Origin of the sequence: Streptococcus sp. CCH8-H5 (genome assembly GCF_001556505.1) — a bacterium.
Classification (GTDB): domain Bacteria; phylum Bacillota; class Bacilli; order Lactobacillales; family Streptococcaceae; genus Streptococcus.
Window position 1 is genome coordinate 1 of sequence record NZ_LSIZ01000111.1, and the last position, 24,880, is coordinate 24,880.

Annotated in this window: 19 protein-coding genes and 2 tRNA genes; 15 read left to right on the plus strand and 6 right to left on the minus strand. The window is 41.0% G+C overall.

What is annotated here, in order from left to right:
- Positions 1 to 62 precede the first annotated feature (62 nt).
- The 6 genes from AX663_RS08095 to AX663_RS08120 all read left to right on the plus strand — a co-directional run bounded on the left by AX663_RS08095 (position 63) and on the right by AX663_RS08120 (position 7,441).
- Positions 63 to 146: transfer RNA gene (locus AX663_RS08095), tRNA-Leu, on the plus strand.
- A gap of 51 nt (positions 147 to 197) precedes the next feature.
- Entirely contained in the window at positions 198 to 4,592 is a 4,395-nt protein-coding gene (locus tag AX663_RS08100) for a PolC-type DNA polymerase III (RefSeq protein ID WP_060973197.1), read from the plus strand.
- A gap of 163 nt (positions 4,593 to 4,755) precedes the next feature.
- Positions 4,756 to 5,997 carry an aminopeptidase gene (locus tag AX663_RS08105; RefSeq protein ID WP_060973198.1) on the plus strand — a complete coding sequence of 414 codons (1,242 nt, stop codon included), beginning with the start codon at positions 4,756 to 4,758 and terminating at the stop codon, positions 5,995 to 5,997.
- A gap of 19 nt (positions 5,998 to 6,016) precedes the next feature.
- On the plus strand, positions 6,017 to 6,247 hold the full coding sequence (locus AX663_RS08110; protein WP_002889604.1) for a GlsB/YeaQ/YmgE family stress response membrane protein: 231 nt from the start codon (positions 6,017 to 6,019) through the stop codon (positions 6,245 to 6,247).
- A 132-nt stretch (positions 6,248 to 6,379) separates the two neighbouring features.
- Entirely contained in the window at positions 6,380 to 6,808 is a 429-nt protein-coding gene (locus tag AX663_RS08115) for a MarR family winged helix-turn-helix transcriptional regulator (RefSeq protein ID WP_060973199.1), read from the plus strand.
- 87 nt (positions 6,809 to 6,895) lie between these two features.
- Complete coding sequence (locus AX663_RS08120; RefSeq protein ID WP_060973200.1) at positions 6,896 to 7,441, plus strand: NAD(P)H-dependent oxidoreductase; 546 nt, start codon at positions 6,896 to 6,898, stop codon at positions 7,439 to 7,441.
- Between the two features lie 87 nt (positions 7,442 to 7,528).
- Here AX663_RS08120 and AX663_RS08125 read toward each other — a convergent pair.
- The 3 genes from AX663_RS08125 to ahpC all read right to left on the minus strand — a co-directional run bounded on the left by AX663_RS08125 (position 7,529) and on the right by ahpC (position 9,884).
- Positions 7,529 to 7,599 (minus strand) — tRNA-Cys (locus AX663_RS08125).
- 175 nt (positions 7,600 to 7,774) lie between these two features.
- Positions 7,775 to 9,307, minus strand: a complete 1,533-nt coding sequence (gene ahpF, locus AX663_RS08130) for an alkyl hydroperoxide reductase subunit F (protein WP_060973201.1) — start codon at positions 9,305 to 9,307, stop codon at positions 7,775 to 7,777.
- A gap of 16 nt (positions 9,308 to 9,323) precedes the next feature.
- Complete coding sequence (gene ahpC, locus AX663_RS08135) at positions 9,324 to 9,884, minus strand: alkyl hydroperoxide reductase subunit C (RefSeq protein ID WP_004182174.1); 561 nt, start codon at positions 9,882 to 9,884, stop codon at positions 9,324 to 9,326.
- 272 nt (positions 9,885 to 10,156) lie between these two features.
- Between ahpC and rpsB the strand changes: the two genes are divergently transcribed.
- Both rpsB and tsf read left to right on the plus strand, forming a co-directional pair.
- Positions 10,157 to 10,924 carry a 30S ribosomal protein S2 gene (gene rpsB, locus AX663_RS08140; protein WP_002886342.1) on the plus strand — a complete coding sequence of 256 codons (768 nt, stop codon included), beginning with the start codon at positions 10,157 to 10,159 and terminating at the stop codon, positions 10,922 to 10,924.
- A 110-nt stretch (positions 10,925 to 11,034) separates the two neighbouring features.
- Entirely contained in the window at positions 11,035 to 12,075 is a 1,041-nt protein-coding gene (gene tsf, locus AX663_RS08145) for a translation elongation factor Ts (protein ID WP_002886343.1), read from the plus strand.
- Between the two features lie 105 nt (positions 12,076 to 12,180).
- Here tsf and AX663_RS08150 read toward each other — a convergent pair whose 3' ends face one another.
- A complete protein-coding gene (locus AX663_RS08150; protein WP_060973202.1) occupies positions 12,181 to 12,651 on the minus strand; it encodes a COG2426 family protein in 471 nt (156 codons plus the stop codon).
- Positions 12,652 to 12,949: 298 nt separating this feature from the next.
- Here AX663_RS08150 and AX663_RS08155 point away from each other — a divergent pair, with 298 nt between their 5' ends.
- Together AX663_RS08155 and AX663_RS08160 are read left to right on the plus strand one after the other, a co-directional pair.
- Entirely contained in the window at positions 12,950 to 13,405 is a 456-nt protein-coding gene (locus AX663_RS08155) for a CtsR family transcriptional regulator (RefSeq protein ID WP_002889615.1), read from the plus strand.
- Positions 13,406 to 15,856, plus strand: a complete 2,451-nt coding sequence (locus AX663_RS08160) for an ATP-dependent Clp protease ATP-binding subunit (RefSeq protein WP_060973203.1) — start codon at positions 13,406 to 13,408, stop codon at positions 15,854 to 15,856.
- 128 nt (positions 15,857 to 15,984) lie between these two features.
- Here the strand turns inward: AX663_RS08160 and pbp3 (AX663_RS08165) are convergent, their stop codons facing one another.
- Together pbp3 (AX663_RS08165) and pbp3 (AX663_RS08170) are read right to left on the minus strand one after the other, a co-directional pair.
- On the minus strand, positions 15,985 to 17,241 hold the full coding sequence (gene pbp3 / locus AX663_RS08165; protein ID WP_060973204.1) for a D-alanyl-D-alanine carboxypeptidase PBP3: 1,257 nt from the start codon (positions 17,239 to 17,241) through the stop codon (positions 15,985 to 15,987).
- 144 nt (positions 17,242 to 17,385) lie between these two features.
- Entirely contained in the window at positions 17,386 to 18,633 is a 1,248-nt protein-coding gene (gene pbp3, locus AX663_RS08170) for a D-alanyl-D-alanine carboxypeptidase PBP3 (RefSeq protein WP_060973205.1), read from the minus strand.
- Between the two features lie 209 nt (positions 18,634 to 18,842).
- On the opposite strand from pbp3 (AX663_RS08170), the gene pnp reads away from it, so the two are divergent.
- The 5 genes from pnp to AX663_RS08195 all read left to right on the plus strand — a co-directional run bounded on the left by pnp (position 18,843) and on the right by AX663_RS08195 (position 24,668).
- Positions 18,843 to 21,080: a polyribonucleotide nucleotidyltransferase gene (pnp, locus tag AX663_RS08175; protein ID WP_060973206.1), complete on the plus strand. Its 2,238-nt coding sequence runs from the start codon at positions 18,843 to 18,845 to the stop codon at positions 21,078 to 21,080.
- Positions 21,077 to 21,847, plus strand: coding sequence for an SseB family protein (locus AX663_RS08180; protein WP_060973207.1), 771 nt, complete (start codon positions 21,077 to 21,079; stop codon positions 21,845 to 21,847). The genes pnp and AX663_RS08180 overlap by 4 nt, the downstream gene beginning before the upstream one ends.
- Before the next feature lie 86 nt (positions 21,848 to 21,933).
- Complete coding sequence (cysE, locus tag AX663_RS08185; RefSeq protein ID WP_014633706.1) at positions 21,934 to 22,554, plus strand: serine O-acetyltransferase; 621 nt, start codon at positions 21,934 to 21,936, stop codon at positions 22,552 to 22,554.
- A gap of 376 nt (positions 22,555 to 22,930) precedes the next feature.
- Positions 22,931 to 24,274, plus strand: coding sequence for a cysteine--tRNA ligase (cysS, locus tag AX663_RS08190; protein ID WP_060973208.1), 1,344 nt, complete (start codon positions 22,931 to 22,933; stop codon positions 24,272 to 24,274).
- The gene (locus tag AX663_RS08195) at positions 24,267 to 24,668 is read left to right on the plus strand and encodes a Mini-ribonuclease 3 (protein ID WP_002886359.1); all 402 of its coding nucleotides are present in this window, start codon (positions 24,267 to 24,269) and stop codon (positions 24,666 to 24,668) included. The genes cysS and AX663_RS08195 overlap by 8 nt, the downstream gene beginning before the upstream one ends.
- Positions 24,669 to 24,880 lie beyond the last annotated feature (212 nt).

A 24,880-nucleotide genomic window follows, 5' to 3' on the forward strand; every position in this document is an offset into this window, starting at 1 on the left:
AAGGCAAGGGACTTTGACTCCCTCATGCGTTGGTTCGAATCCAGCTACCCCAGTTATACTTTGCCGGCGTGGCGGAATTGGCAGACGCGCTGGACTCAAAATCCAGTGTCCGCGAGGACGTGCCGGTTCGACCCCGGCCGCCGGTATAAGTTACACTCCTTTAGGAGTGTTTTTTTGTCTATAGGAGTTTAATTTTTATGTCTGATAAATTTCAGCTTCTCTTAAAACAAATTCGTTTTCCTGAGGAACACGATGCTTTTAAAGAAATTAAAGATGGTTCTATCGAAACAGTAAAACTATTTAAATCAAAACGGCAGTGGTTTTTTGTTTTTTCTTTCCCTAGTGTTCTTTCTTATGAGTCTTTTGTGCTTTTTGATAGTTTATTTCATTCTTCCTTCGATTCTTTAGGTGCCAAAGCTTCTTTTGAGATTCGTTTATTTTCTACTTCTTGCGATGATTCTTTACTTGGAGATTATTTTTCATATGCCTTAGATAGTTTAAAAGTTTCTCACTTTTCTATTTATTCTTTATTCTCAAATCTAAAGGTTGAAATTTCAAATAATAGTATTTGTGTTAAGACTCCAGCGCATATTATTAAAGAAAATTTACAGGATAGATTTATTTCTTTGATTTCTAAATCTCTTTCTCAAGTTGGTTTATCTGACGTATCAATTTCTGTTCTTGAAGATAAGGAAGCGTCATCTTCTTTAGAAGAGGCTTACGAAACAAACAAGGTTTCTTTACAAGAACAAGCTGAATCTCAGGCAAGACAGGCTCTTCAATCTATTCTTGAGAGTGCTCCAGCACCGAAACCTGTGAACGAACCGGCCCAAAATTTTGCTGAGAAACAAAGTCAACGTCAGGCTAGTTTTGATAAGGCTGAAATAACGCCAATGGTTGATATTAATTCTGAAGAGAATCGTGTTGTTTTTGAAGGATATATTTTTGATGTAGAGCAACGTGAAACTAAGACGGGTCGAATTATTATTAATTTCAAGGTAACTGATTATACCTCTAGTTTTGCAATGCAGCGCTGGGTCAAAGATAGTGATGAGCTTGCTAAGTTCGATATGATAAAAAAGGGAAACTGGGTAAGAGTTCGCGGTCGTATTGAGAATAATCCTTTCACTCATAGTCTGACAATGAATGTACAAGATATCAAAGAGATTTCTCACACACCTCGCAAGGATTTGATGCCTGAGGGACAAAAGCGTGTGGAATTTCATGCACATACTAACATGTCGACTATGGATGCCATGCCAACTGTGGAAGAGCTTATTGATACTGCTGCTTCTTGGGGGCATCCAGCTGTTGCTATAACTGATCACGCTAATGTTCAGAGTTTTCCTCATGGCTACCATAGGGCTAAGAAAGCTGGTATTAAAGCTATTTTTGGTCTTGAAGCCAATCTTGTTGAGGATAAAGTTCCTATTGTTTATAATTCCCAGAATTTGGAATTAAAAGAAGCTACTTATGTTGTATTTGACGTTGAGACAACGGGCTTGTCTGCTGTTCATAATGATTTGATTCAGATTGCGGCATCAAAAATGCATAAAGGTAATATTATTGAGCAATTTGATGAATTTATAGACCCAGGGCATCCTCTTTCTGCTTTTACTACTGAGTTGACAGGTATTACTGATAATCATGTAAAAGGTGCTAAACCTTTAGTCCAAGTTTTACAGGAGTTTCAAGAATTCTGTCAAGGAACTGTGCTAGTAGCTCATAATGCGACTTTTGACGTTGGTTTTATGAATGCCAATTATGAAAGACATCAGTTACCAACAATTTCACAACCAGTTATTGATACTTTAGAATTTGCACGAAATCTTTATCCTGAGTATAAGCGTCATGGTTTGGGTCCTTTGACGAAGCGGTTTGGTGTGGCTTTGGATCACCACCACATGGCTAATTATGATGCGGAAGCAACGGGCCGTTTGTTGTTTATCTTCATAAAAGATGTGTTTGATAAGCACGGTTTGACTAATTTGGAACAGTTGAACACGGATTTGGTTTCTGAAGATTCGTATAAAAAGTCTCGTGTTAAACATGCGACACTGTATGTTCAGAATCAAATTGGCTTGAAGAATATCTTTAAGTTGGTAAGTTTATCAAATGTCTCATACTTTGAGGGGGTAGCACGTATTCCTCGTACGGTCTTAGATGAGTATCGTGAGGGAATCATTGTAGGTTCTGCTTGTGCTGATGGTGAGGTTTTTGATACGCTTCTGTCTCATGGTATTGACAAGGCAGTTGAAGTTGCTAAATATTATGACTTTATTGAAGTTATGCCACCAGCGATTTATGCACCATTGATTGCGAAGGACTTAATTAAGGATGAGGTGGCTATAGAACAACTGATTCGAGATTTGATCGAAGTCGCTAGTCGTCTGGACAAGCCTGTGCTTGCTACAGGAAATGTACATTATATCAATCCTGAGGATGCGATTTATCGTGAAATCATTGTTCGTGCTTTGGGACAAGGAGCAATGATTAATAGGCCAATCGGTAAGGGAGAAAATGCGAAACCTGCTCCTTTACCTGAAGCGCATTTTAGAACAACGAATGAGATGCTAGATGACTTTGCCTTTTTGGGAAAAGATTTAGCCTATGAAATTGTTGTAACTAATACGCAGGCTATGGCTGACCAAATTGAAGAGGTCGAGGTTGTCAAAAAAGACTTGTACACACCTTTCATTGATCGTGCGGAAGAACAGGTTGCGGAGATGACATATGCTAGAGCGTTTGAGCTCTATGGTAATCCTTTGCCTGATATTATTGATCTGCGAATTGAGAAAGAGTTGTCCTCAATTCTTGGTAATGGTTTTGCCGTAATTTACCTGGCTTCGCAGATGCTGGTTAACCGTTCAAATGAACGTGGGTACCTAGTTGGTTCGCGTGGATCTGTCGGTTCTAGTTTTGTTGCGACGATGATTGGAATTACTGAGGTTAATCCGATGCCGCCACACTATTTATGTCCTAAATGTCAACACTCAGAGTTCATTACAGATGGTTCTTATGGATCTGGCTTCGATTTGCCTGATAAGGAGTGTTCGGAATGTGGAACGGAGTATAAAAAAGATGGTCAGGATATTCCTTTCGAGACTTTCCTAGGTTTTGATGGGGATAAGGTTCCGGATATCGATTTGAACTTTTCCGGTGATGATCAACCATCAGCCCACTTGGATGTTCGTGATATTTTTGGAGAGCAATATGCTTTTCGTGCCGGAACAGTAGGTACTGTTGCAGATCGGACGGCTTATGGTTTTGTCAAAGGTTACGAACGTGACTATAATAAGTTTTACCGTGATGCCGAGGTCGATCGTCTGGCCATGGGTGCCGCTGGGGTTAAGCGAAACACAGGTCAGCACCCGGGTGGTATCGTTGTTATTCCAAATTATATGGATGTCTATGATTTTACACCTGTTCAATATCCGGCTGATGATGTAACGGCTGCCTGGCAGACGACTCACTTTAATTTCCACGATATCGATGAGAACGTGTTGAAGCTTGATATTCTGGGACATGATGATCCGACTATGATTCGTAAGTTGCAGGATTTATCAGGAATTGATCCAAAAGATATTCGAGCAGATGACCCAGATGTAATGAAACTTTTTTCAGGGACTGAAATTTTGGGGGTAACACCTGAACAGATTGGGACACCAACGGGAATGTTAGGAATCCCTGAGTTTGGGACTAACTTTGTTCGTGGTATGGTAGACGAGACGCATCCGACGACTTTTGCGGAACTCTTACAGTTATCTGGTTTGTCCCATGGTACAGACGTTTGGTTGGGTAATGCACAAGATTTGATCAAGGAAGGTATTGCCACTCTGAAAACCGTTATCGGTTGTCGTGACGATATCATGGTATACCTAATGCATGCGGGATTAGATCCTAAGATGGCCTTCACCATTATGGAACGTGTGCGTAAGGGAATGTGGTTGAAAATTTCTGAAGAAGAGCGAGATGGCTATATTCAAGCCATGCGTGAAAATAATGTTCCAGACTGGTATATTGAATCTTGTGGTAAAATCAAATACATGTTCCCTAAAGCCCATGCGGCAGCCTACGTTATGATGGCCCTGCGTGTAGCTTATTTCAAAGTGCACCATCCTATTTATTACTATTGTGCCTACTTTTCAATTCGAGCTAAAGCATTCGAGCTTAAAACGATGTCTGCGGGTCTTGATGCTGTTAAAGCTCGAATGGAAGATATTAAGGAGAAGCGCCAACGAAATGAAGCGACTAATGTTGAAAATGACTTATTTACGACGCTTGAGATTGTTAATGAAATGTTAGAACGTGGCTTTACCTTTGGCCAGTTAGATCTTTATAAGAGTCAGGCAACTGAATTTCTGATTGAAGGAGATACCTTGATTCCACCGTTTATTGCACTTGAAGGTTTGGGTGAGAACGTTGCTAAGCAAGTGGTTGCTGCGCGTGAAGAAGGTGAGTTCCTTTCCAAAACAGAATTGCGTAAACGAGGAGGTTTATCATCAACCTTGGTTGAAAAATTGGATGAAATGGGAATCCTAGGAAATATGCCAGAAGATAATCAATTAAGTCTTTTTGATGATTTCTTTTAATCGCTAAAGAGAATCGTCATCAACTTTGAGAGAATGGAGTCAGTCTCCGTTCTCTTTTTGTTTAGGGGTCTGCATGTGATGCTAACAAGCCAAAGCTGAGAAGAAACCTTTTTCTTCGTCTTATGGTATACTGATAGAAAAATATAGTTTCAAGGAGTTAATCATGGTTTTACCAAATTTTAAAGAAAATCTTGAGAAATATGCTAAATTACTGGTTGCTAATGGGATTAATGTGCAACCTGGTCACACAGTGGCCTTGAGCATTGATGTAGAACAAGCAGAGCTAGCTCACCTCTTAGTAAAAGAAGCCTATGCTTTAGGAGCAGCTGAGGTAATCGTTCAATGGTCAGATGATATTATTAATCGCGAGCGCTTCTTGCATGCTGATATGGACCGCATCGAAGAGGTTCCTGCCTATAAAAAAGCTGAGATGGAATATTTGTTGGCCAAAAAGGCAAGTCGCTTAGGTGTTCGTTCATCAGATCCAGGTGCCCTTAATGGTGTAGCTCCTGAACGTTTATCTGCTCATGCAAAAGCTACTGGAGTGGCCTTTAAACCTATGCAGGTGGCAACTCAGTCTAATAAGGTTAGTTGGACTGTAGCTGCTGCAGCTGGTAAGGAATGGGCTAAGAAGGTCTTTCCCGATGCTTCAAGTGATGAGGAAGCTGTAGATTTACTTTGGGACCAAATTTTCAAGACCTGTCGTGTTTATGAAGAGGATCCTGTACGTGCTTGGAAGGAACATGCTGAACGTTTGGATGCTAAAGCACGCCTACTCAATGAGGCACAATTCTCAGCCTTGCATTACCAAGCACCTGGAACAGATTTGACTCTAGGATTGCCTAAAAATCACGTTTGGGAGTCTGCAGGTGCCATCAATGCGCAAGGTGAAGGCTTCCTTCCTAATATGCCAACAGAAGAAGTCTTTACGGCACCAGATTTTCGTCGTGCAGATGGCTATGTCTCAAGTACAAAGCCTCTAAGTTACAATGGCAATATTATTGAGGGAATCAAGGTAACCTTCAAAGACGGTGAAATTGTAGATATCACAGCGGACCAGGGCGATGAGGTGATGAAGAATCTCGTCTTCAACAATAATGGGGCGCGTGCTCTAGGTGAATGTGCTCTGGTACCAGATCCAAGTCCTATTTCACAGTCAGGCATCACCTTCTTTAACACTCTTTTTGATGAGAATGCATCCAACCACCTAGCTATTGGAGCAGCCTATGCTACCAGTGTTGAGGGAGGGGCAGACATGACAGAAGAGGAGCTTAAGGAAGCTGGTCTTAATCGTTCTGATGTACACGTAGATTTTATGATTGGTTCAAATCAAATGGATATTGATGGTATCCGCCAAGATGGTAGTCGTGTACCAATCTTCCGAAATGGGGATTGGGTAATCTAAGTATGATGGAGAATTTATCATGATTGGAAGTATGATAGTTGGTTTTCTAATTGGCCTTATTGCTTCTGCTATATCAAATAGGGGTGAACGTATGGGCTGTATTGGCAAGACCTTTGTTGGATGGCTAGGTGCTTTTGTTGGTCAGCTTCTTTTTGGAAATTGGGGACCGATGTTAGCAGATACTGCTATAGTCCCTTCGGTGCTAGGTGCTGTTATCTTATTAGCCCTTTTTTGGAATCGTAATAGTTAGAAATGAAAGAGTTCTGAGGTATTGGTTAGATATCTAAGGACTCTTTTTTCTTATTTTTTCATTTTCATATACCACTTTTAGAAAAACTGTGGTAGAGTAATAAAAACAGCATCTATTTGGAAAGGACTAGAAATGAGCGACTTAGATAAAAATATGGCTGTAAAAAGTATGGTAGTTATGCGTAAGGCTTTTCGTACCATCGATGCCAAGGTTTCTGAGACCTTTAAAGAATTTAATTTGACACCAACTCAATTTGGAGTCATGGACGTGCTAAATGCCAAAGGACGTATGAAGATTGGCGAATTAATTGATCGCATGCTTGCTACCTCCGGTAATATGACTGTCGTCATTAAAAATATGGAGAAAAAAGGCTGGCTGACGCGAGAAGCCTGCCAAACAGATAAGCGTGCTTTCGAGGTTGATTTGACGGATGAGGGCCGTCGTATTATTCAAGCAGCAATCCCCCCACATCAGCAAGCTATTGAGGAGACTTTTTCCGTTCTGACACCTGAAGAGCAGGCACAGTTGGTAGAGCTACTGAAAAAATTTAAGAATGTCTGAGCATATTTCTTTATATTTCTAATGAAATCGCATATATTACTATGTAGTATTAATTATTAATTGTTAGAAATACAAAGGAAATGTATCATGAAAAACATTCTATTTATCGTTGGGTCTCTTCGTAAGGGATCATTTAACCACCAATTAGCAGAAGAAGCTGAGAAAATGCTAGCTGATAAAGCTAATGTTTCTTATCTTGACTATAGTCAAGTACCTGTTTTTAATCAGGATTTAGAAAGTCCGGTTCTTCCTGTTTTGGCAGAAGTTCGAGAGCAGGTCTTGGCAGCAGATGCAATCTGGATTTTCTCACCGGTTTATAATTTCTCAATTCCTGGGCCAGTGAAAAATTTACTTGACTGGTTGAGCCGCGCCCTTGACCTATCAGATCCTTCAGGACCATCAGCTCTTCAAGATAAGATTGTAACCGTGTCATCAGTTGCTAATGGTGGTCACAATCAACTTTTTGATGTCTACAAAGAATTGTTACCATTTATCCGTACCCAAGTGGTTGGTGATTTTACAGCGACACGTGTAAATGATACAGCCTGGGTAGATGGAAAATTCGTAGCGACTGAAGAAGTTCTTGAAAGCCTTCAGAATCAAGCAGAGGCTTTGGTTGAAGCGATTAAATAAGAATAACGAATACCCGAGGTTTCTAGCTTCGGGTATTTTTATATGCAATAATAAAAAAAGACACCCTAAGGTGTCCTCGTATTATGAAGGCGGTAGACGGATTTGAACCGACGATCAAGCTTTTGCAGAGCCGTGCCTTACCACTTGGCTATACCGCCATAACAGATACCATTCTATCGAAAAAACAAAGATTCGTCAAGTCTCTTTCATCAAATTGGCTGGTTGATTGTTCAAACTGCCTATTTACAAGAAATATAAAGAGGCTGAAAGACATTCAACCTCTTTATATTTCTTGTAATTGTTGTAGATAGATTACTAACACGTATGTTTTGATTATTGTCTAATTAAGTAATCAAAGGCTCCGATAGCAGCTGTAGCACCAGATCCCATGGAAATAATGATTTGTTTGTAGGCGCTGTCAGTACAGTCACCTGCGGCAAAAATACCAGGGATATTTGTTGAACCAAATTTATCAACGATAATTTCTTGGCGTTCATTGAGTTCAATACCACTGTCTTTGAGCCAAGCAGTACTTGGTACAAGACCAATTTGGACAAAGACACCTTCAAGATCAAGATGTTTTTCTTCGTTTGTATCACGCTCAACGTAACTCAAACCAGTCACATGATCTTGACCAAGAATTTCTTTGGTTGCAACGTTCTTAAGAATGGTTAGATTATCAGTTTTAGCAGCTCGTTCTTGTAAGACTTGATCTGCCTTTAATTCAGGCAAGAACTCTAAGACTGTAACGTGTTTAGTAATACCCGCTAAATCCAAAGCAGCTTCCAAACCTGAGTTACCACCACCGATAACAGCAACATTTTTTCCTTCAAATAGAGGACCATCGCAGTGTGGACAGTAAGTAACCCCTTTATTGCGGAATTCATCTTCACCAGGAACGTTGATATTACGCCATTTGGCTCCTAGTGCTAGGATAGCCGTTTTAGATTTTAAAACGGCACCGTTAGCTAGTGTGACTTCAATAAGTTCTTTCTTCTCAATGCCAGTAGCTAATTGACTTTTGATGATATCAACATTGTAAGATTTTGTATGCTCTTCAACTTGGGCCATTAACTTAGGACCTTCTGTATATAGCGTACCAATCATGTTCTCAATACCAACTGTCTCGATAACTTGCCCACCAAAAGTTTCTGCTAAAAGCCCAGTTTTAAGCCCTTTACGAGCAGCGTAAATTGCAGCACTGTTTCCAGCAGGACCACCACCAATAACCAAAACATCATAGACACCTTTACCAGCGAAAGCCTCAGCTTCAAGTGGTCCGTCCAACTTTTCTACAAGCTGTTCAATGGTTGCACGACCAGAAGTAAATTCTTCTTGGTCTTTGTAAACCGTAGGAACAGACATGATACCTTTGGCTTTGACCTCATCTTGATACATACCACCTTCAATCATAGTGTGAGTGATATTTGGGTTCAAAACAGCCATTATATTAAAGGCTTGAACAACGTCTGGACAATTGTGACAAGTTAATGAAACATAAGTTTCTAAATCAATGGGTTTATCAATCTTCTTGATACGTTCGATAGTGTCATCATCAACTTTAGGTGGACGACCAGAAACTTGCAAGAGAGCTAAAATGAAAGATGTGAATTCGTGGCCCATTGGTAAGCCTGAGAAAATAACACGACTTTTTTGCCCTTTTTGTGCAATACCAAAACTAGGTTGACGTTTTAAATGTGTTGATTCAAGACTAATGCGGTCAGACATAGCGACAATCTCGTCTAAAAATTCTTTTACTTTACGAGAATTATCATCATCCCCTAAATCTGTTTGTAATACAATATCAGATTCTAGTAAATTTAAATACTGCGCTAATTGTGTCTTGATTTCTTTATCTAAGACCATGGATACCCCCTGGTTGTTAAATTTTACCTACAAGATCTAAGCTAGGAGTAAGTGTTTCAGCTCCTTCTTTCCATTTGGCTGGACAAACTTCACCTGGATGTTGACGAATATATTGAGCAGCACGGACTTTATCAATAAGAGTGCTTGCATCACGTCCAATACCATCAGCGTTAATTTCCATCATTTGGATAACACCATCTGGATCAATAATGAATGTACCACGTTGTGCGAGACCATCTTGTCCAAGAACATCAAAACCTTGTGAGATGTGGTGTGAAGGATCTCCAATCATAGGATAAGTAATAGTTCCAACAACATCTGAGTCATCATGCCAAGCTTTGTGAACAAAGTGAGTATCGGTAGAGACAGAGTAAACCTCTACACCAAGAGATTTAAGAGCTTCATATTGTTCTTGAAGGTCACCGAGTTCAGTTGGGCAGACAAATGAAAAATCTGCAGGGTAGAAGCAGAAGACCGCCCATTTACCTTTAACATCTTCATCTGTAACAGTAATGAATTCCCCGTTGTGATAAGCCTGTGCTGAAAATTCAATAATTTCTTTTCCGACTAATGACAAAATAATGTCCTCCTCTATTTTTAATAGCCTAATTATAAACGAAATACTCATCAACCTCAAAGAAAACGATTGCAATTTTAATGAGAGGGGGATTTTTCTAATGGTCAGACTGATTTTAGAGCTTGTCAAATGTCACTTTTTTTGATAAACTATTATAGTTGCGTAAAGTGACAAATACTCATTCTAAGCCGATTGTGGTCTTGTTGCCGCAGGGTGGGACTGCAAGTCTAAAGCTTAGAAGAGGAAAAAACAATTTTTAAGGAGAAATACTCATGGCAGTAATTTCAATGAAACAACTTCTTGAGGCTGGTGTTCACTTCGGTCACCAAACTCGTCGCTGGAATCCTAAGATGGCTAAGTACATCTTCACAGAACGTAACGGAATCCACGTTATTGACTTGCAACAAACTGTAAAAATGGCTGATACAGCTTACGAATTCGTTCGTGAAGCAGCAGCTAACGATGCAGTAATTTTGTTCGTTGGTACTAAAAAACAAGCAGCTGAAGCAGTAGCTGAAGAAGCAACTCGTGCTGGTCAATACTACATCAACCACCGTTGGTTGGGTGGTACTCTTACAAACTGGGATACTATCCAAAAACGTATCGCTCGTTTGAAAGAAATCAAACAAATGGAAGCTGACGGAACTTTCGAAGTTCTTCCTAAGAAAGAAGTTGCACTTCTTAACAAACAACGTGCACGTCTTGAAAAATTCTTGGGTGGTATCGAAGATATGCCTCGCATTCCAGATGTAATCTACATCGTTGACCCACACAAAGAACAAATCGCTGTTAAAGAAGCTAAAAAACTTGGTATCCCAGTTGTAGCGATGGTTGATACAAACGCTGATCCAGATGAGATCGATGTAATCATCCCAGCTAACGATGACGCTATCCGTGCCGTTAAATTGATCACTTCAAAAATGGCTGATGCTATCATCGAAGGTAACCAAGGTGAAGATGCTTCTGCAGATTTCCAAGAAGCAGCTGCAGCTGATTCAATCGAAGAAATCGTTGAAGTTGTCGAAGGTGACAACAACTAATCTTTAAGATTGGTTAGGGCTATATGCCCACTTAAGATACGACAAACACCTAAGGGGCGGGGCTCAGCCCTGCCCCTTAGTTTGATAAAATAAATTTGGAGAAAAACAAAATGGCAGAAATTACAGCTAAACTTGTTAAAGAATTGCGTGAAAAATCTGGTGCTGGTGTCATGGACGCTAAAAAAGCATTGGTTGAAGTTGAAGGTGATATCGAAAAAGCGATTGAATTGCTTCGCGAAAAAGGTATGGCTAAAGCAGCTAAGAAAGCTGATCGTGTTGCAGCTGAAGGTTTGACTGGTGTTTACGTTAACGGTAACGTTGCAGCAGTTGTTGAAGTTAACGCTGAAACTGACTTCGTTGCGAAGAACGCTCAATTCGTTGAGTTGGTAAACGAAACAGCTAAAGTAATTGCTGAAGGTAAACCAGCTAACAACGAAGAAGCACTTGCATTGACTATGCCTTCAGGTGAAACTCTTGAAGCTGCATACGTGACTGCTACAGCTACTATCGGTGAAAAGATTTCATTCCGTCGTTTTGCAGTTGTTGAGAAAACTGATGCCCAACACTTCGGAGCTTACCAACACAACGGTGGACGTATCGGTGTTGTTTCAGTTATCGAAGGTGGAGATGATGCTCTTGCAAAACAAATCTCAATGCACATCGCAGCGATGAAACCAACTGTTCTTTCATACACTGAATTGGACGAACAATTTGTTAAAGATGAATTGGCACAACTTAACCACGCTATCGATCAAGATAACGAAAGCCGTGCAATGGTTAACAAACCAGCTCTTCCACACCTTAAATATGGTTCTAAAGCTCAATTGACTGATGCTGTTCTTGCTCAAGCTGAAGAAGATATCAAAGCTGAGTTGGCTGCTGAAGGTAAACCAGAAAAAATCTGGGATAAAATCATCCCAGGTAAAATGGACCGCTTCTTGCTTGACAACACTAAAGTTGACCAAGCTTACACTCTTCTTGCTCAAGTTTACATCATGGACGACAGCAAAACAGTTGAAGCTTACCTTGAATCAGTAAACGCTTCAGTAGTAGAATTCGTTCGCTTTGAAGTTGGTGAAGGTATCGAAAAAGCATCTAACGACTTTGAATCAGAAGTTGCAGCTACAATGGCAGCAGCACTTAACAACTAATTCTAGTTGCTAGATAAAAGGAAAGAAGTTACGTAAATGAATCGTAACTTCTTTTTTGTTGTTATTAAAAAACATCTGAGCATGCCCCAGACGTTAACAAAGTAATTAATGAGCGAAGGTATTTACACCAAGTAGAAGAGAGAGTGTTCCCATGATGATACCTGCAAGGATAACCCCCAGCATAACGGCAATAACACTACGTTTAAAGTCCCAATCTAGGATAGATGCTGCTAGGGTACCAGTCCAGGCTCCTGTTCCTGGAAGTGGAATTCCCACAAAAAGGAGGAGGGCCCAGAAGACCCCCTTATCTCCGGCAGCTTTTTCAAGTTTTTGGCCACCACTGTGACCTTTTTTAAGACACCAGGTAAAGAAGCCACCAATTAGAGGTTTGTCTGTTCCCCATTCGAGAACACGGCGGGCGAAGAAGAAGATAATTGGAACTGGAATCATGTTCCCAATAACACAAAGAATTAAGGCTTGCCACCAAGGGATACCTGAGGCGATAGCAACAGGAACGGCTCCACGGAGCTCAACCAAGGGAATCATAGAGATTAAGAATGCAATGATGTATTTCATGAGTAACCTTTCATAGAGAAATAAAATAAAGACTAAAAGTCACAAGAGCTTTATCAAGAGTGATAAGACTAATACTACTGCGAAAGTGCTAAAAAGTACTTGTTGGATTAGGTGGGGCTCAGCCTGTCAAAGTGGATCAAACACTTAAAGTTACCTAATATTTTAGTCTTATTTATTGTATCTTATATGGTCTCTAATGACAACTTTAAAAAGCTTTTTGAAGGTATAGTTTCCCATGTGCTGACATTTTTGGTATAATAATAGTCAGTTATAGTCAAATTAGACTGGAGGAATTAAGATGGCAAGAAATACATCAGATAGTATAGAAGAATATATTAAAGAATTGCTGGGCCAGTCTGGAATTGCTGAGATTCAACGCTCGAACTTAGCAGATACTTTTCAAGTTGTACCGAGTCAGATTAATTATGTTATTAAGACCCGCTTTACAGAAAGTCGTGGTTATATTGTTGAGAGTAAGCGTGGAGGTGGCGGTTATATTCGTATCGTCAAAGTCAGATTCTCTGATAAGCACCACATGATTAATGATTTGCTTCAGAACTTAGCGGATCAGCTCAGCGAGCAGGTATTTACAGACTTGATCCAGTTGCTTTTTGATGAAAAAATCATCACAGAGCGTGAGGGAAATTTGATTTTAGCAACTGCTAGTGATGATATTTTAGGCGCAGATGCGGCTGCTATTCGTTCGCGTATTCTACGCTCGCTATTACTTAGATTGGATAGAAAAGGAAATTAGATGACGACATATTCAAGAAAAATGCAGGCCATTTTCCATCGTGCTCAGCTTGAGGCAGAGCGTTTTGGAAGTCCTTTCTTGGAGACTTGGCATGTGCTTCTGGCTATGGTTGAGGTTCCAGGATCTGTAGCTTACCTAACATTTACTGATTTTGAGGACCGTATTCGTGCGGAAGAGATTGAGACCGCTGCTGTACTAGCGATGGAGAAAAGTCCAAAAGACTTGTCTGAATCAGATATTATCGATTTACGTGCACAGTCACATGCTTTAGAGGCTATGTTGCAAGAGGCAGAGGGAATTGCTAGTGTAACTGGTGCTGTAGAGGTAGGGTCTGAACATGTATTGATGGCCTTCCTTCTTCATAAGGATTTGATGGTTTGTCGTCTCCTTGAAGTTGCTGGTTTTCAATATAAGGATGACAGCGATAAGCCTCGCATTATCGATTTACGACGTTCTTTGGAGCGTTACGCAGGTCTTAGTAAGCAAGATTTGAAGTCCATTCATGACCTTCGTAAGCCTAAAAAATCAAAGGCATCAGGAAATTTTGCTAATATGATGCAGCCTCCTCAATCTTCTACTGGGGAGTTGGCAGATTATACCAAGGACTTAACGGCAGTGGCCGAGTCAGGTGCTCTTGATCCTGTTATTGGACGTGAGAAAGAGATTTCACGCATGATTCAGGTTTTGAGTCGTAAAACGAAGAATAACCCAGTTCTTGTAGGTGAAGCAGGTGTTGGTAAGACGGCACTTGCGCTTGGCTTGGCACAGCGTATTGCTTCAGGCGAAGTACCTTTTGAGCTGGCTGATATGCGTATCTTAGAGCTTGATATGATGAGTGTGGTTGCAGGAACACGTTTCCGTGGAGACTTCGAAGAACGTATGAATCAAATCATCGATGAGATTGAAGCTGATGGAAAAATCATTCTCTTTATTGACGAACTGCATACGATTATTGGTTCTGGTTCAGGTATTGATAGTACCTTAGATGCGGCAAATATTTTGAAACCTGCTCTAGCTCGTGGAACCCTTCATATGGTTGGAGCTACCACTCAAGCAGAGTATCAAAAGCATATTGAGAAAGATGCAGCTCTTTCTCGCCGTTTTGCTAAGATTACAATTGAGGAGCCAAGTGTAGCTGAGGCGATTGATATTCTAAAAGGCCTACGTTCGTCTTATGAAGACTATCATCGTGTAACGATTACTGATGAAGCAGTTGAGACAGCGGTCAAGGCGGCGCATCGTTATTTGACGAGTAAAAACTTGCCTGACTCTGCCATTGACCTTTTAGATGAAGCAAGTGCAACTGTTCAAGGTCGTATTAAAAAAGAAGCCAAACGTGAGATAACGCCTTTGGATGAAGCGCTTCTATCTGGTGATATGAAGGCTGCTGTTAAACAATATAAGGCTAGCCAAAAAGCAAAATTACCAAAACCTGCCTTGGTAGATGCGGATCAGATTATGCAAACCCTTAGTCGTCTATCAGGTATCCCTGTTGAGAAGATGACTCAGGCAGATAGCAAGCGTTACTTAAATCTGGAAGCAGAGCTTCACAAACGTGTTATTGGTCAAGACGAGGCAGTTTCAGCGATTAGTCGTGCTATTCGTCGTAACCAGTCAGGTATTCGTACTGGAAAACGTCCGATTGGTTCCTTCATGTTCCTTGGGCCTACTGGTGTTGGTAAGACAGAATTGGCCAAGGCATTGGCGGAAGTTCTCTTTGATGATGAGTCAGCTTTGCTTCGCTTTGATATGTCAGAATACATGGAAAAATTTGCGGCTAGCCGACTTAACGGTGCTCCTCCAGGTTATGTTGGATATGATGAGGGTGGTGAATTAACAGAGAAAGTTCGCAATAAGCCTTACTCAGTTCTCCTCTTTGACGAGGTGGAAAAAGCTCACCCAGATATTTTCAACATCCTCTTACAGGTTTTGGATGATGGTGTCTTGACGGATAGTCGAGGTCGTAAAGTTGACTTCTCAAATACCATTATCATTATGACTTCGAACTTGGGAGCGACTGCTCTTCGTGATGATAAGACTGTTGGTTTTGGAGTCCAAGACATTTCTCATAATCACCAAGCTATGCAGTCACGTATCATGGAAGAACTTAAGAAGGCCTACCGCCCAGAGTTTATCAACCGTATTGATGAAAAGGTTGTCTTCCATAGCCTAGAGGAAGAGCAACTTCGTGAGATTGTCAAGATTATGGTAAAACCGTTGGTTTCAGCTTTGGCAGAAAAAGGAATTGACTTAAAATTCCAACCAGCTGCTCTCAAGCATTTGGCTAAAGATGGCTATGATGTTGAGATGGGTGCTCGTCCATTACGTCGTACGATTCAAACTCAAGTGGAGGACAAGTTATCTGAGCTCTTACTAGGTGGCCAAGTAGTTAGTGGACAAACTCTTAAAATCGGCTGCTCGAAAGATAAATTAACCTTTACAGTAGTGTAAAAATCAAACAAAAAGACAGATTACAGGTGTAGTTTGTCTTTTTTTGTGTCAATAGGAGTCAAGGTAGAGTCAATCTTTCTGTAAAGATGGGGTAAAAGAAAAAGCCGAGCAAAGCTCGACTGTAATAATTAGAGTTTTTCGTTGACAAAGTTGACAAAGTGATTCCACCAGACCTTGAGGAAGAAGCTTTTCTTAACTTCTTTACCAGCAACCAGTTCCATGCTAGGCATACCTTGGTTAGGCAAGTAACCTTCTCCTACAAGTGATTTATCTTCAAAGGTAGCCGTTCCAACCTTGTCACTTGAGTTGACAGGGGCTTGGACTTGATTGGTAGTGACTTTAATATGTTTACTATTGTTAGCATCTATTTTTTGGATGATATTAAAGTCAGACTTAGCAACAGCAGTGACTTGCTTAGATTTACCATCAATAACATGGGCTTGACTTTTACCGATGGCTTGTCCTTTTTTGGCAATGGTCTTGCTTTCCCAATGATAGACAACGTAGTTAAGTAGGTCATTTGTTGCAGTGAAACGGGCGTAGTCATCAGTATCGGTATTATCAGCATTCAAAATGACTGTGATAATGCTCATGCCACTTTCATTTGAGTGGGCCACGAAGGAAGCACCGGCTAAATCAGTGGTTCCCGTTTTTAGGCCATCCACCCCTTTACGGTAACTAGGTTGTCCCTTAAGCATATAGTTGAAGGTTTTAAGTTTGTTGACACCATCAAAATCAGCTTCAGTTTTTTTAGTGATGTCGAGAATTTCAGGATATTCTTTCACCACGTGTTGTGCAATGATAGCAACATCTTTAGCACTCATGGTATTTTCTTCGTCTGATTTAGAGCCTGGATAGATATTGTCACCTAAGTAAGAATTATTGAGACCAGAGGCATTGACAATCTTGGCATCAGTGATACCCCAATCTTTAAGTTGGGCTTTCATCATGTCGACAAACTTACTTTCGGTTCCTCCGATTTCTTCGGCTAGAGCAATCGATGCACTATTGGCACTGGAAATAAGAGTTGCGTCAAGAAGTTGTTTGACAGTGTATTTGCGGGCATCTAGTGGGATATTGGATACTCCGGCACTGACAGTTAGTTCAAAGGGGTAGTCAGAAATATCAACTTTGCTGTTCCATTTGAGGTCTCCCTGATCTACCGCTTTATAAACCATGTAGGCTGTTAGGAGCTTGGTAATAGAGCCAATCCCTGTAGAAGTGGTTGCATCTTTTTCGTATAAAATTTTGCCAGTAGTAGCTTCGACAGCAATGGCATGTTTGGCTGCGGCATCATATCCTTTTTTCTTATCTGCTGCAAAAGCAGGGGCTACGCTTCCCAGACAGAGTAAGAAGGTCATCATAAGCGTAATCAGTTTTTTCATGGTTTGTTCCTTCATGTGTTTTGGATATTTATTATACCACATTTTGAGAGGAACATAAGGTGTAGAGAAGGGGCATTTACTAACAGGACTAATTTTGAAGGCAAGATAAAACTACCTTTTGATATCTAAAAGGTAGTTTTGTGTTTACTTATTTCCTGTAAAGAAATTAACGATATGGTTCCACCAAACTTTTAAGAAGAAACTTTTCTTGATAGATTGGTTGGCTGTTACCGAAATTTGAGGCGGATCAGAGATGTAACCTGTTCCTACGAGATTCTTATCATCAAAGGTTGCTGTTCCAATAGTGTCACCTTTTTTGATAGGTGCTGTTATGGTTTTTGCTTTGATTTTAACAGCATCATTTTTGCTGTTTATTTTTTGAATGACTGTGAGGTCTGACTCGAGCTTAGCAGAGATGGTTTGACGGTCTCCATCGGCTACCTTAATATCATTTTTCTTGACGATTTGTCCTTTGGTGTTGAGGGTTTTGATTTCCCAGTTTTGAGTCACATAATCTAGCAACTCATTTGTGGCTGTGAATCGAGCAGCTTCATCCTCTCCGCCATTGTCCGCATTCATAACAACTGTAATCAAACTCATGCCATTTTCATTGGAGTGGGCTACAAAGGATGCCCCTGCAAGTTCGGTTGTTCCAGTCTTGAGTCCATCAACGCCTTCACGGTAGTTGTCTTGCCCCTCCAACATGTAGTTGTGTGTCGTTAATTTGTTGTCACCTTCGAAGTCAGTTTCGGTTTGCTTGGTGATTTCAAGTACCTGAGGATAGTCTTTGATGAGGTGGTCCGCAATAATTGCAACATCTAGGGCGCTCATCGTATTCTCGTCATCTGGTTTTGAGCCAGGATAGCGGTTATCCCCAAGATATTTATTATTTAGGCCAGAAGCGTTATATAATTTAGCATCTGTAATGCCCCATTCTTTTAGTTGGGCTGTCATAGTGTCAACGAAGGCACTCTCTGATCCTGAGATTTTTTCAGCCAGAGCAATAGCAGCACTGTTAGCGCTGGAAATGAGGGTGGCATCTAGGAGTTGTTTAACAGTGTATTTTCGGGAATCCAGTGGGACATTTGAAACTTCTGAATCAACGGTTAAGTTGAAAGGATAGTCTGAAATATCTACTTCAGTGTCCCAGGTAATTTTTCCTTGATCAACTGCTTTATAGACCATGTAGGCTGTTAGGATTTTAGTCATTGAAGCCACACCATCAGGGGTAGTGGCGTCCTTTTCATAGAGGACTTTTCCTGTAGTTGCTTCGATAGCAATCGCATGTTTAGCGGAAACATTGAAGTCATCTGTCTGTTCTTGTGCTAGAGCAGGTGTTACTAGGCCTAGTAAGATTAAGGCAATCATAATGATGTGTTGTAATTTTTTCATAGTCATTCCTTTGTCTCTCATAAGTGTTTATTATATCACAAAACGACTTAAATATCTGAGAGAAAGGGAATCTTAGCTGCTAACTTATGCCGGAGCTCTGCCATTTTTGACTATATTATGGTAAAATGAAAGTTATATCAAATGAATGACATAAAGTTGACCGGTTCGTTTTTATAAGGGCTGGTCATGGATAAAAAGAGGGATCAAACATGGCTAAACAAACTTTTGAGATGACCTTTGCAGGACGCCCGCTTGTCGTTGAAGTTGGGCAGGTAGCCAAGCAGGCTAATGGTGCTGTCGTCGTGCGTTATGGAGATACAACGGTATTATCAACAGCTGTTATGTCTAAAAAGATGGCAACTGCAGATTTCTTTCCTTTACAGGTTAATTATGAGGAAAAAATGTATGCAGCTGGTAAGTTCCCGGGGGGCTTTAACAAGCGTGAGGGTCGTCCCTCAACAGATGCCACGTTGACTGCTCGCCTCATTGACCGTCCTATTCGTCCTATGTTTGCGGAAGGCTTCCGAAATGAAGTTCAAGTCATTAACACCGTCCTCTCTTATGATGAGAATGCTAGTGCTCCGATGGCAGCTATGTTTGGCAGCTCTTTAGCTCTTTCTATTTCTGACATTCCTTTCAATGGTCCGATTGCTGGGGTTCAAGTGGCCTATGCCGCAGAAGATTTCATCATCAACCCAAGTGCAGCAGATAAGGAAATTTCACTTTTAGACTTGACAGTGGCAGGTACCAAGGAAGCTATCAATATGGTAGAGTCGGGTGCTCAGGAATTGTCTGAGGATATTATGTTGCAAGCACTCTTGAAGGGACATGAGGCTATTCAAGAGTTGGTTGATTTCCAAAATTATATCGTTGCAGCTGTTGGTAAGGAAAAGGCTGAGGTTGAACTTCTACAAGTTGATACTGATTTGAAAGTCGAAATCGAAACGGCTTATTATGATCAGTTAGCTAATGCTGTTCAGGTGGAAGAAAAACTGGCGCGTGAAGCAGCAACCCAGGCTGTTAAAGAAGAGGTCCTTACTTCTTATCAAGAACGCTTTGCAGAAGATGAAGATAAGGAAACCATTCTGCGTGATGTAGCAGAAATCCTTGAGCAGATGGAACATGCTGAAGTACGCCGTCTCATTACCGAGGATAAGGTTCGTCCAGATGGTCGTCGTGTGGATGAAATCCGTCCTTTGGACGCAGAGATTGACTTTCTTCCTAAGGTTCATGGTTCAGGTCTCTTTACACGTGGACAAACTCAAGCCTTGTCAGTTTTGACTTTAGCACCTATGAGTGATACACAACTTGTTGATGGTTTGGATCCAGAGTATAAGAAACGCTTCCTTCACCACTATAATTTCCCTCAGTATTCAGTGGGTGAAACAGGGCGTTACGGTGCACCAGGTCGACGTGAAATAGGTCACGGAGCCCTAGGTGAACGTGCCCTTGCTCAGGTTCTTCCAAGTGTTGAAGAGTTCCCTTATGCTATCCGTTTGGTAGCAGAAGTCTTGGAGTCAAATGGTTCTTCCTCACAAGCCTCTATTTGTGCAGGAACCTTGGCTCTTATGGCTGGTGGTGTACCGATTAAGGCGCCTGTTGCAGGGATAGCTATGGGGCTTATCTCAGATGGTACTAACTACACTGTCCTGACTGATATTCAAGGTTTAGAAGACCATTTTGGAGATATGGACTTTAAAGTAGCTGGTACACGTCAAGGAATTACAGCTCTTCAGATGGATATTAAGATTTCAGGTATTACACCTGCCATTCTCGAAGAGGCTTTGGCTCAAGCCAAGGTAGCTCGTTTTGAGATTCTTGACGTTATTGAGTCAGCAATCGCTGAGCCACGTCCAGAATTGGCACCAACAGCGCCTAAGATTGACAGTATTCAGATTCCTGTTGACAAGATTAAGGTTGTCATCGGTAAAGGTGGCGAAACGATTGACAAGATTATCGCTGAGACTGGTGTCACTATCGATATCGATGAAGAAGGTCTTGTTCAGATTTTCTCTAGTGATCAGGATGCCATTAACCGTGCTAAAGCTATCATCTTTGATCTTGTACGTGAAGCTAAGGTTGGAGAGGTTTACACTGTACCAGTTGTGCGTATTGAAAAGTTCGGTGCCTTTGTTCACCTCTTTAATAAGACAGATGCTCTTGTCCACATCTCAGAACTAGCTTGGGAACGCACTGAGCGTGTCGAGGATGTGGTTAAAGTTGGGGATACAGTAACTGTTAAAATTATCAAAATCGATGAAAAAGGACGTATCGATGCCTCAATCAAGACCTTGCTCCCTAAGCCTGAAAAGATTGAGGACGGGGAAAATAAAGGAGAGCATCGTCACCGCCGTCGTTCTCATCACAAGCCACGCCACCATAATGAAAATGGTGAAGCACCGAAAAATCCTGATAAATCAGAAACGAAAGAACAGATAGAAGAATGACAGAAAATCAAGAATTGCAAGCTTTTGATGAAACTCTAAAAGAATTTTTAAAGGAACCAGACCACTTTTTGACCAGTCTGGCTTTGGTTAATCACCTACAACGTACTCCCGTCTTGGCTGCCCAAGACCTCTACGCAGTTGAAGTGGAAGGCAAGAAGGTTGTTCCTGTCTTCACTAGTGAACAGGACTTACAATCTTTCAAAGCTACTCAAGAGAGTGCTCGAGAACAGACTTGGATAGAACGTTCAAGCTTAGATATCCTAACACAACTGGTTCAGGCAGAGCTTTTTGGTCTTGCTTTCAATTTAAAAGAGGATGGTGATTTCTCAAATACCACTCTTTTTGCAAGCAGTGAACTTATCCAGTTTATCAACTATTTCACTCAGACGCTCAATAACCTTTTGGGTGAGGAAAATCAAAAGGCAGATTCTAAAGATAAGATTTATCTTGTCCCAGCCTTTGTTCACAAGCGCGAGGAAGATGGTCAGGATGACCGTTTCTTTGCGACCATGTCGAATGCAGAGGGACAGAGTTATGTGCCAGTGTTTACGAACTTAACGAGCTTTGCAAAATGGTACGGTAACGAAACTTTTGGCCTACCTTTCCGTAAGGCTAAAGGGACGATTTTACAATGGCCACTGTCAGAAATTTACCAGCCTTCAACAGGTGAAAATGAGTTGGATAAGGTTCAAGGTATTGTCATCAATCCGTTTGATGAGCAACCTGAGTTAGTCGATTGGTCTTATTTTGAGGGGGATAGCGAGTAGACCTAGTGTTTACAGCTTTCCACTTTAAAGAAATAATAGGGCCACAACAAACAATAATAGCAATAATGATGTAAGGAGTGACCTAAATGGGTTGGTGGAAAGAAAGTATTGATATAGTAAAGAAAAATGACCCAGCAGCTCGGACGAGTCTGGAGGTTCTTTTAACCTACCCTGGATTAAAAGCCTTGGCTGCTCATCGTATCTCACATTTTCTCTGGCGCCACCATTGTCGACTTTTAGCGCGTATGCATAGTCAGTTTTGGCGCTTCTGGACTCAAATCGAGATTCACCCAGGGGCTCAGATTGCTGAAGGTGTTTTCATTGACCATGGCTCAGGCCTTGTCATTGGTGAGACAGCTGTTGTGGAGAAGGGTGCTATGCTTTACCACGGTGTCACTTTAGGTGGTACTGGTAAAGATGTCGGAAAACGTCACCCAACCGTTCGTGAGGGTGCCTTGGTTTCAGCCCATGCTCAGGTCATAGGCCCTATTGAGATTGGAAAGAATTCTAAGGTCGGTGCGGCAGCTGTGGTTGTTGCGGATGTCCCAGAAGATGTTACAGTCGTTGGTGTTCCTGCTAAGGTTGTGCGTGTTCATGGTCAAAAGGATGAAGAAGTTATCCACGATATTGAAGAAGGACGTGAATACTATAGCGAAAAGCTAGAAGACCTTCTAAAAGCAGCTAGCTTTCACTCATCACGGCTATAAGGAAAGGAAACGATGAAACTCTTTAGTTCAAAGGTGACTCGATTGACGGTCGTGGGCCCTCTTGCCCTTGTTTACATTGCTTTACATAGAGCAGACTATAGCATGGCAGCCTTGTGGTTTTGCATTGCTCTTTTATGGGCTGGTCTTGTTTTTAAGCAACGTCACAAGTAATACTTGAGTTATGAAAAATTTATTCAAAAACAATCCTTTTTTGGTCTTCTATATAGTTGGGAGTTTCCTTTCAGCTATGTCTCTCTTGGCTCAAGGTCAGCTGGTTGCGGCTATATGGATTATCATTCTTGTGATACTCTTGTGTTTATACCTAAACCATATCAAGAATAAAAAATAGTTTCCAGTTAATTGAAAGGAATCTCTAGTGATTAAAATTTATGATACGATGACGCGTTCGCTCCGTGATTTTGTACCTTTGACAGAAAATGTTGTCAATATGTATGTCTGCGGACCAACAGTTTACAATTATATTCATATCGGAAATGCCCGTTCAGCAGTAGCTTTTGATACTATTCGTCGTTATTTTGAGTATTGTGGCTACACAGTCAACTATATTTCTAACTTTACGGATGTAGATGATAAGATCATCAAGGCAGCCAATGAAGCTGGCATTTCAACTAAAGAATTGTCGGACAAGTTTATCGCGGCTTTTATGGAAGATATTGCACAGCTTGGCATTAAACCAGCGACACAAAATCCTCGTGTTATTAACTACATGGATGAAATCATTGCATTTGTGTCAACCTTGGTTGACAAAGGATTCGCCTATGTCTCTGAAGGTGATGTTTACTTCCGAGTAGCTAAGTCAAACAACTATGCTAAATTGGCTAACAAGACTTTGGAAGATCTTGAAATTGGTGCAAGCGGACGTACGGATGCTGAAACAGAACGTAAGGAGAATCCTCTGGATTTTGCCCTTTGGAAAGCTGCCAAAGAGGGAGAAGTTTCTTGGGACAGCCCGTGGGGACCAGGTCGTCCTGGTTGGCACATCGAATGTTCAGTTATGGCGACTGAAATCCTTGGAGATACCATCGACATCCATGGTGGAGGGGCAGACCTTGAGTTTCCACACCATACCAATGAAATTGCCCAATCAGAAGCCAAAACTGGCAAGACCTTCGCCAACTACTGGATGCACAACGGTTTTGTCAATGTGGACAATGAGAAAATGTCAAAATCCTTAGGTAACTTTGTAACGGTTCATGATATGCTTAAGACAGTCGATGGTCAAGTGCTTCGCTTCTTCCTAGCAACACAACAGTACCGTAAGCCAATTAACTTTACTGAAAAAGCTATTCATGATGCTGAAGTCAATCTTAAGTATTTGAAAAACACCCACAGCCTTCCATTGACAGATCAGGTGAATCAAGATGAGTTGCAAACTTATCTTGATGCCTTCCAAGAAGCTATGGATGATGACTTTAATACAGCGAATGGTGTGACTGTTCTGTTTGACATGGCCAAATGGATTAATTCAGGCAATTATGACCAAACCGTTAAGGATGCTTTTGAAAAAATGCTCCAAGTCTTCGGTATTGTTTTCGAAGAAGAAGTCCTTGATGAAGATATCGAAAAACTCATTGAAGAGCGTCAAGCAGCGCGTGCCAACAAGGACTTTGCGACAGCAGACCGCATTCGCGATGAGTTGGCTGCTCAAGGTATCAAACTTCTTGATACCAAGGAGGGCGTGAGGTGGACACGTGACTAAACATCTTGATGTCAACCTTATTAATGGTATTGCTCTCGCTTTTGAGGGAGATGCTGTTTATTCCTTGTACATTCGCCGTCACCTGATTTTTCAAGGTCAGACCAAGCCAAATCAATTGCACCGTCTAGCTACACGCTATGTGTCGGCAAAGGCGCAGGCTAGTCTCATTGAAAAAATGCTAGAGCAAGAGCTTTTGACTGAAAAAGAGCTAGATATCTATAAACGAGGTCGTAATGCGAATAGTCATACCAAGGCTAAAAATACAGATGTCATTACCTACAAAATGTCAACAGGCTTCGAAGCAGTCATGGGCTATCTTCATATGACTGAGGATATTGCTCGCTTAGAGGAACTAATTGCTTGGTGTATTGACGAAGTTGAAAAAGAAATCTAAAAATTCTGCCGAGAGCAGGATTTTTTGTTATTTAAAGGCTATAAAAATTGTGATAATTAGTTGAAACATCAAAATTTAGATTATTTGAGAATCAAAGTAATTCAGCGATTTGACAATAAAAAATAAGATGAAACTAATATTTAGCACCTTGAAAATGAGAAAGTTAAGGGGTGTCTGACACGTGTAAAACCCCGATGTTATAGCGTTTTTTA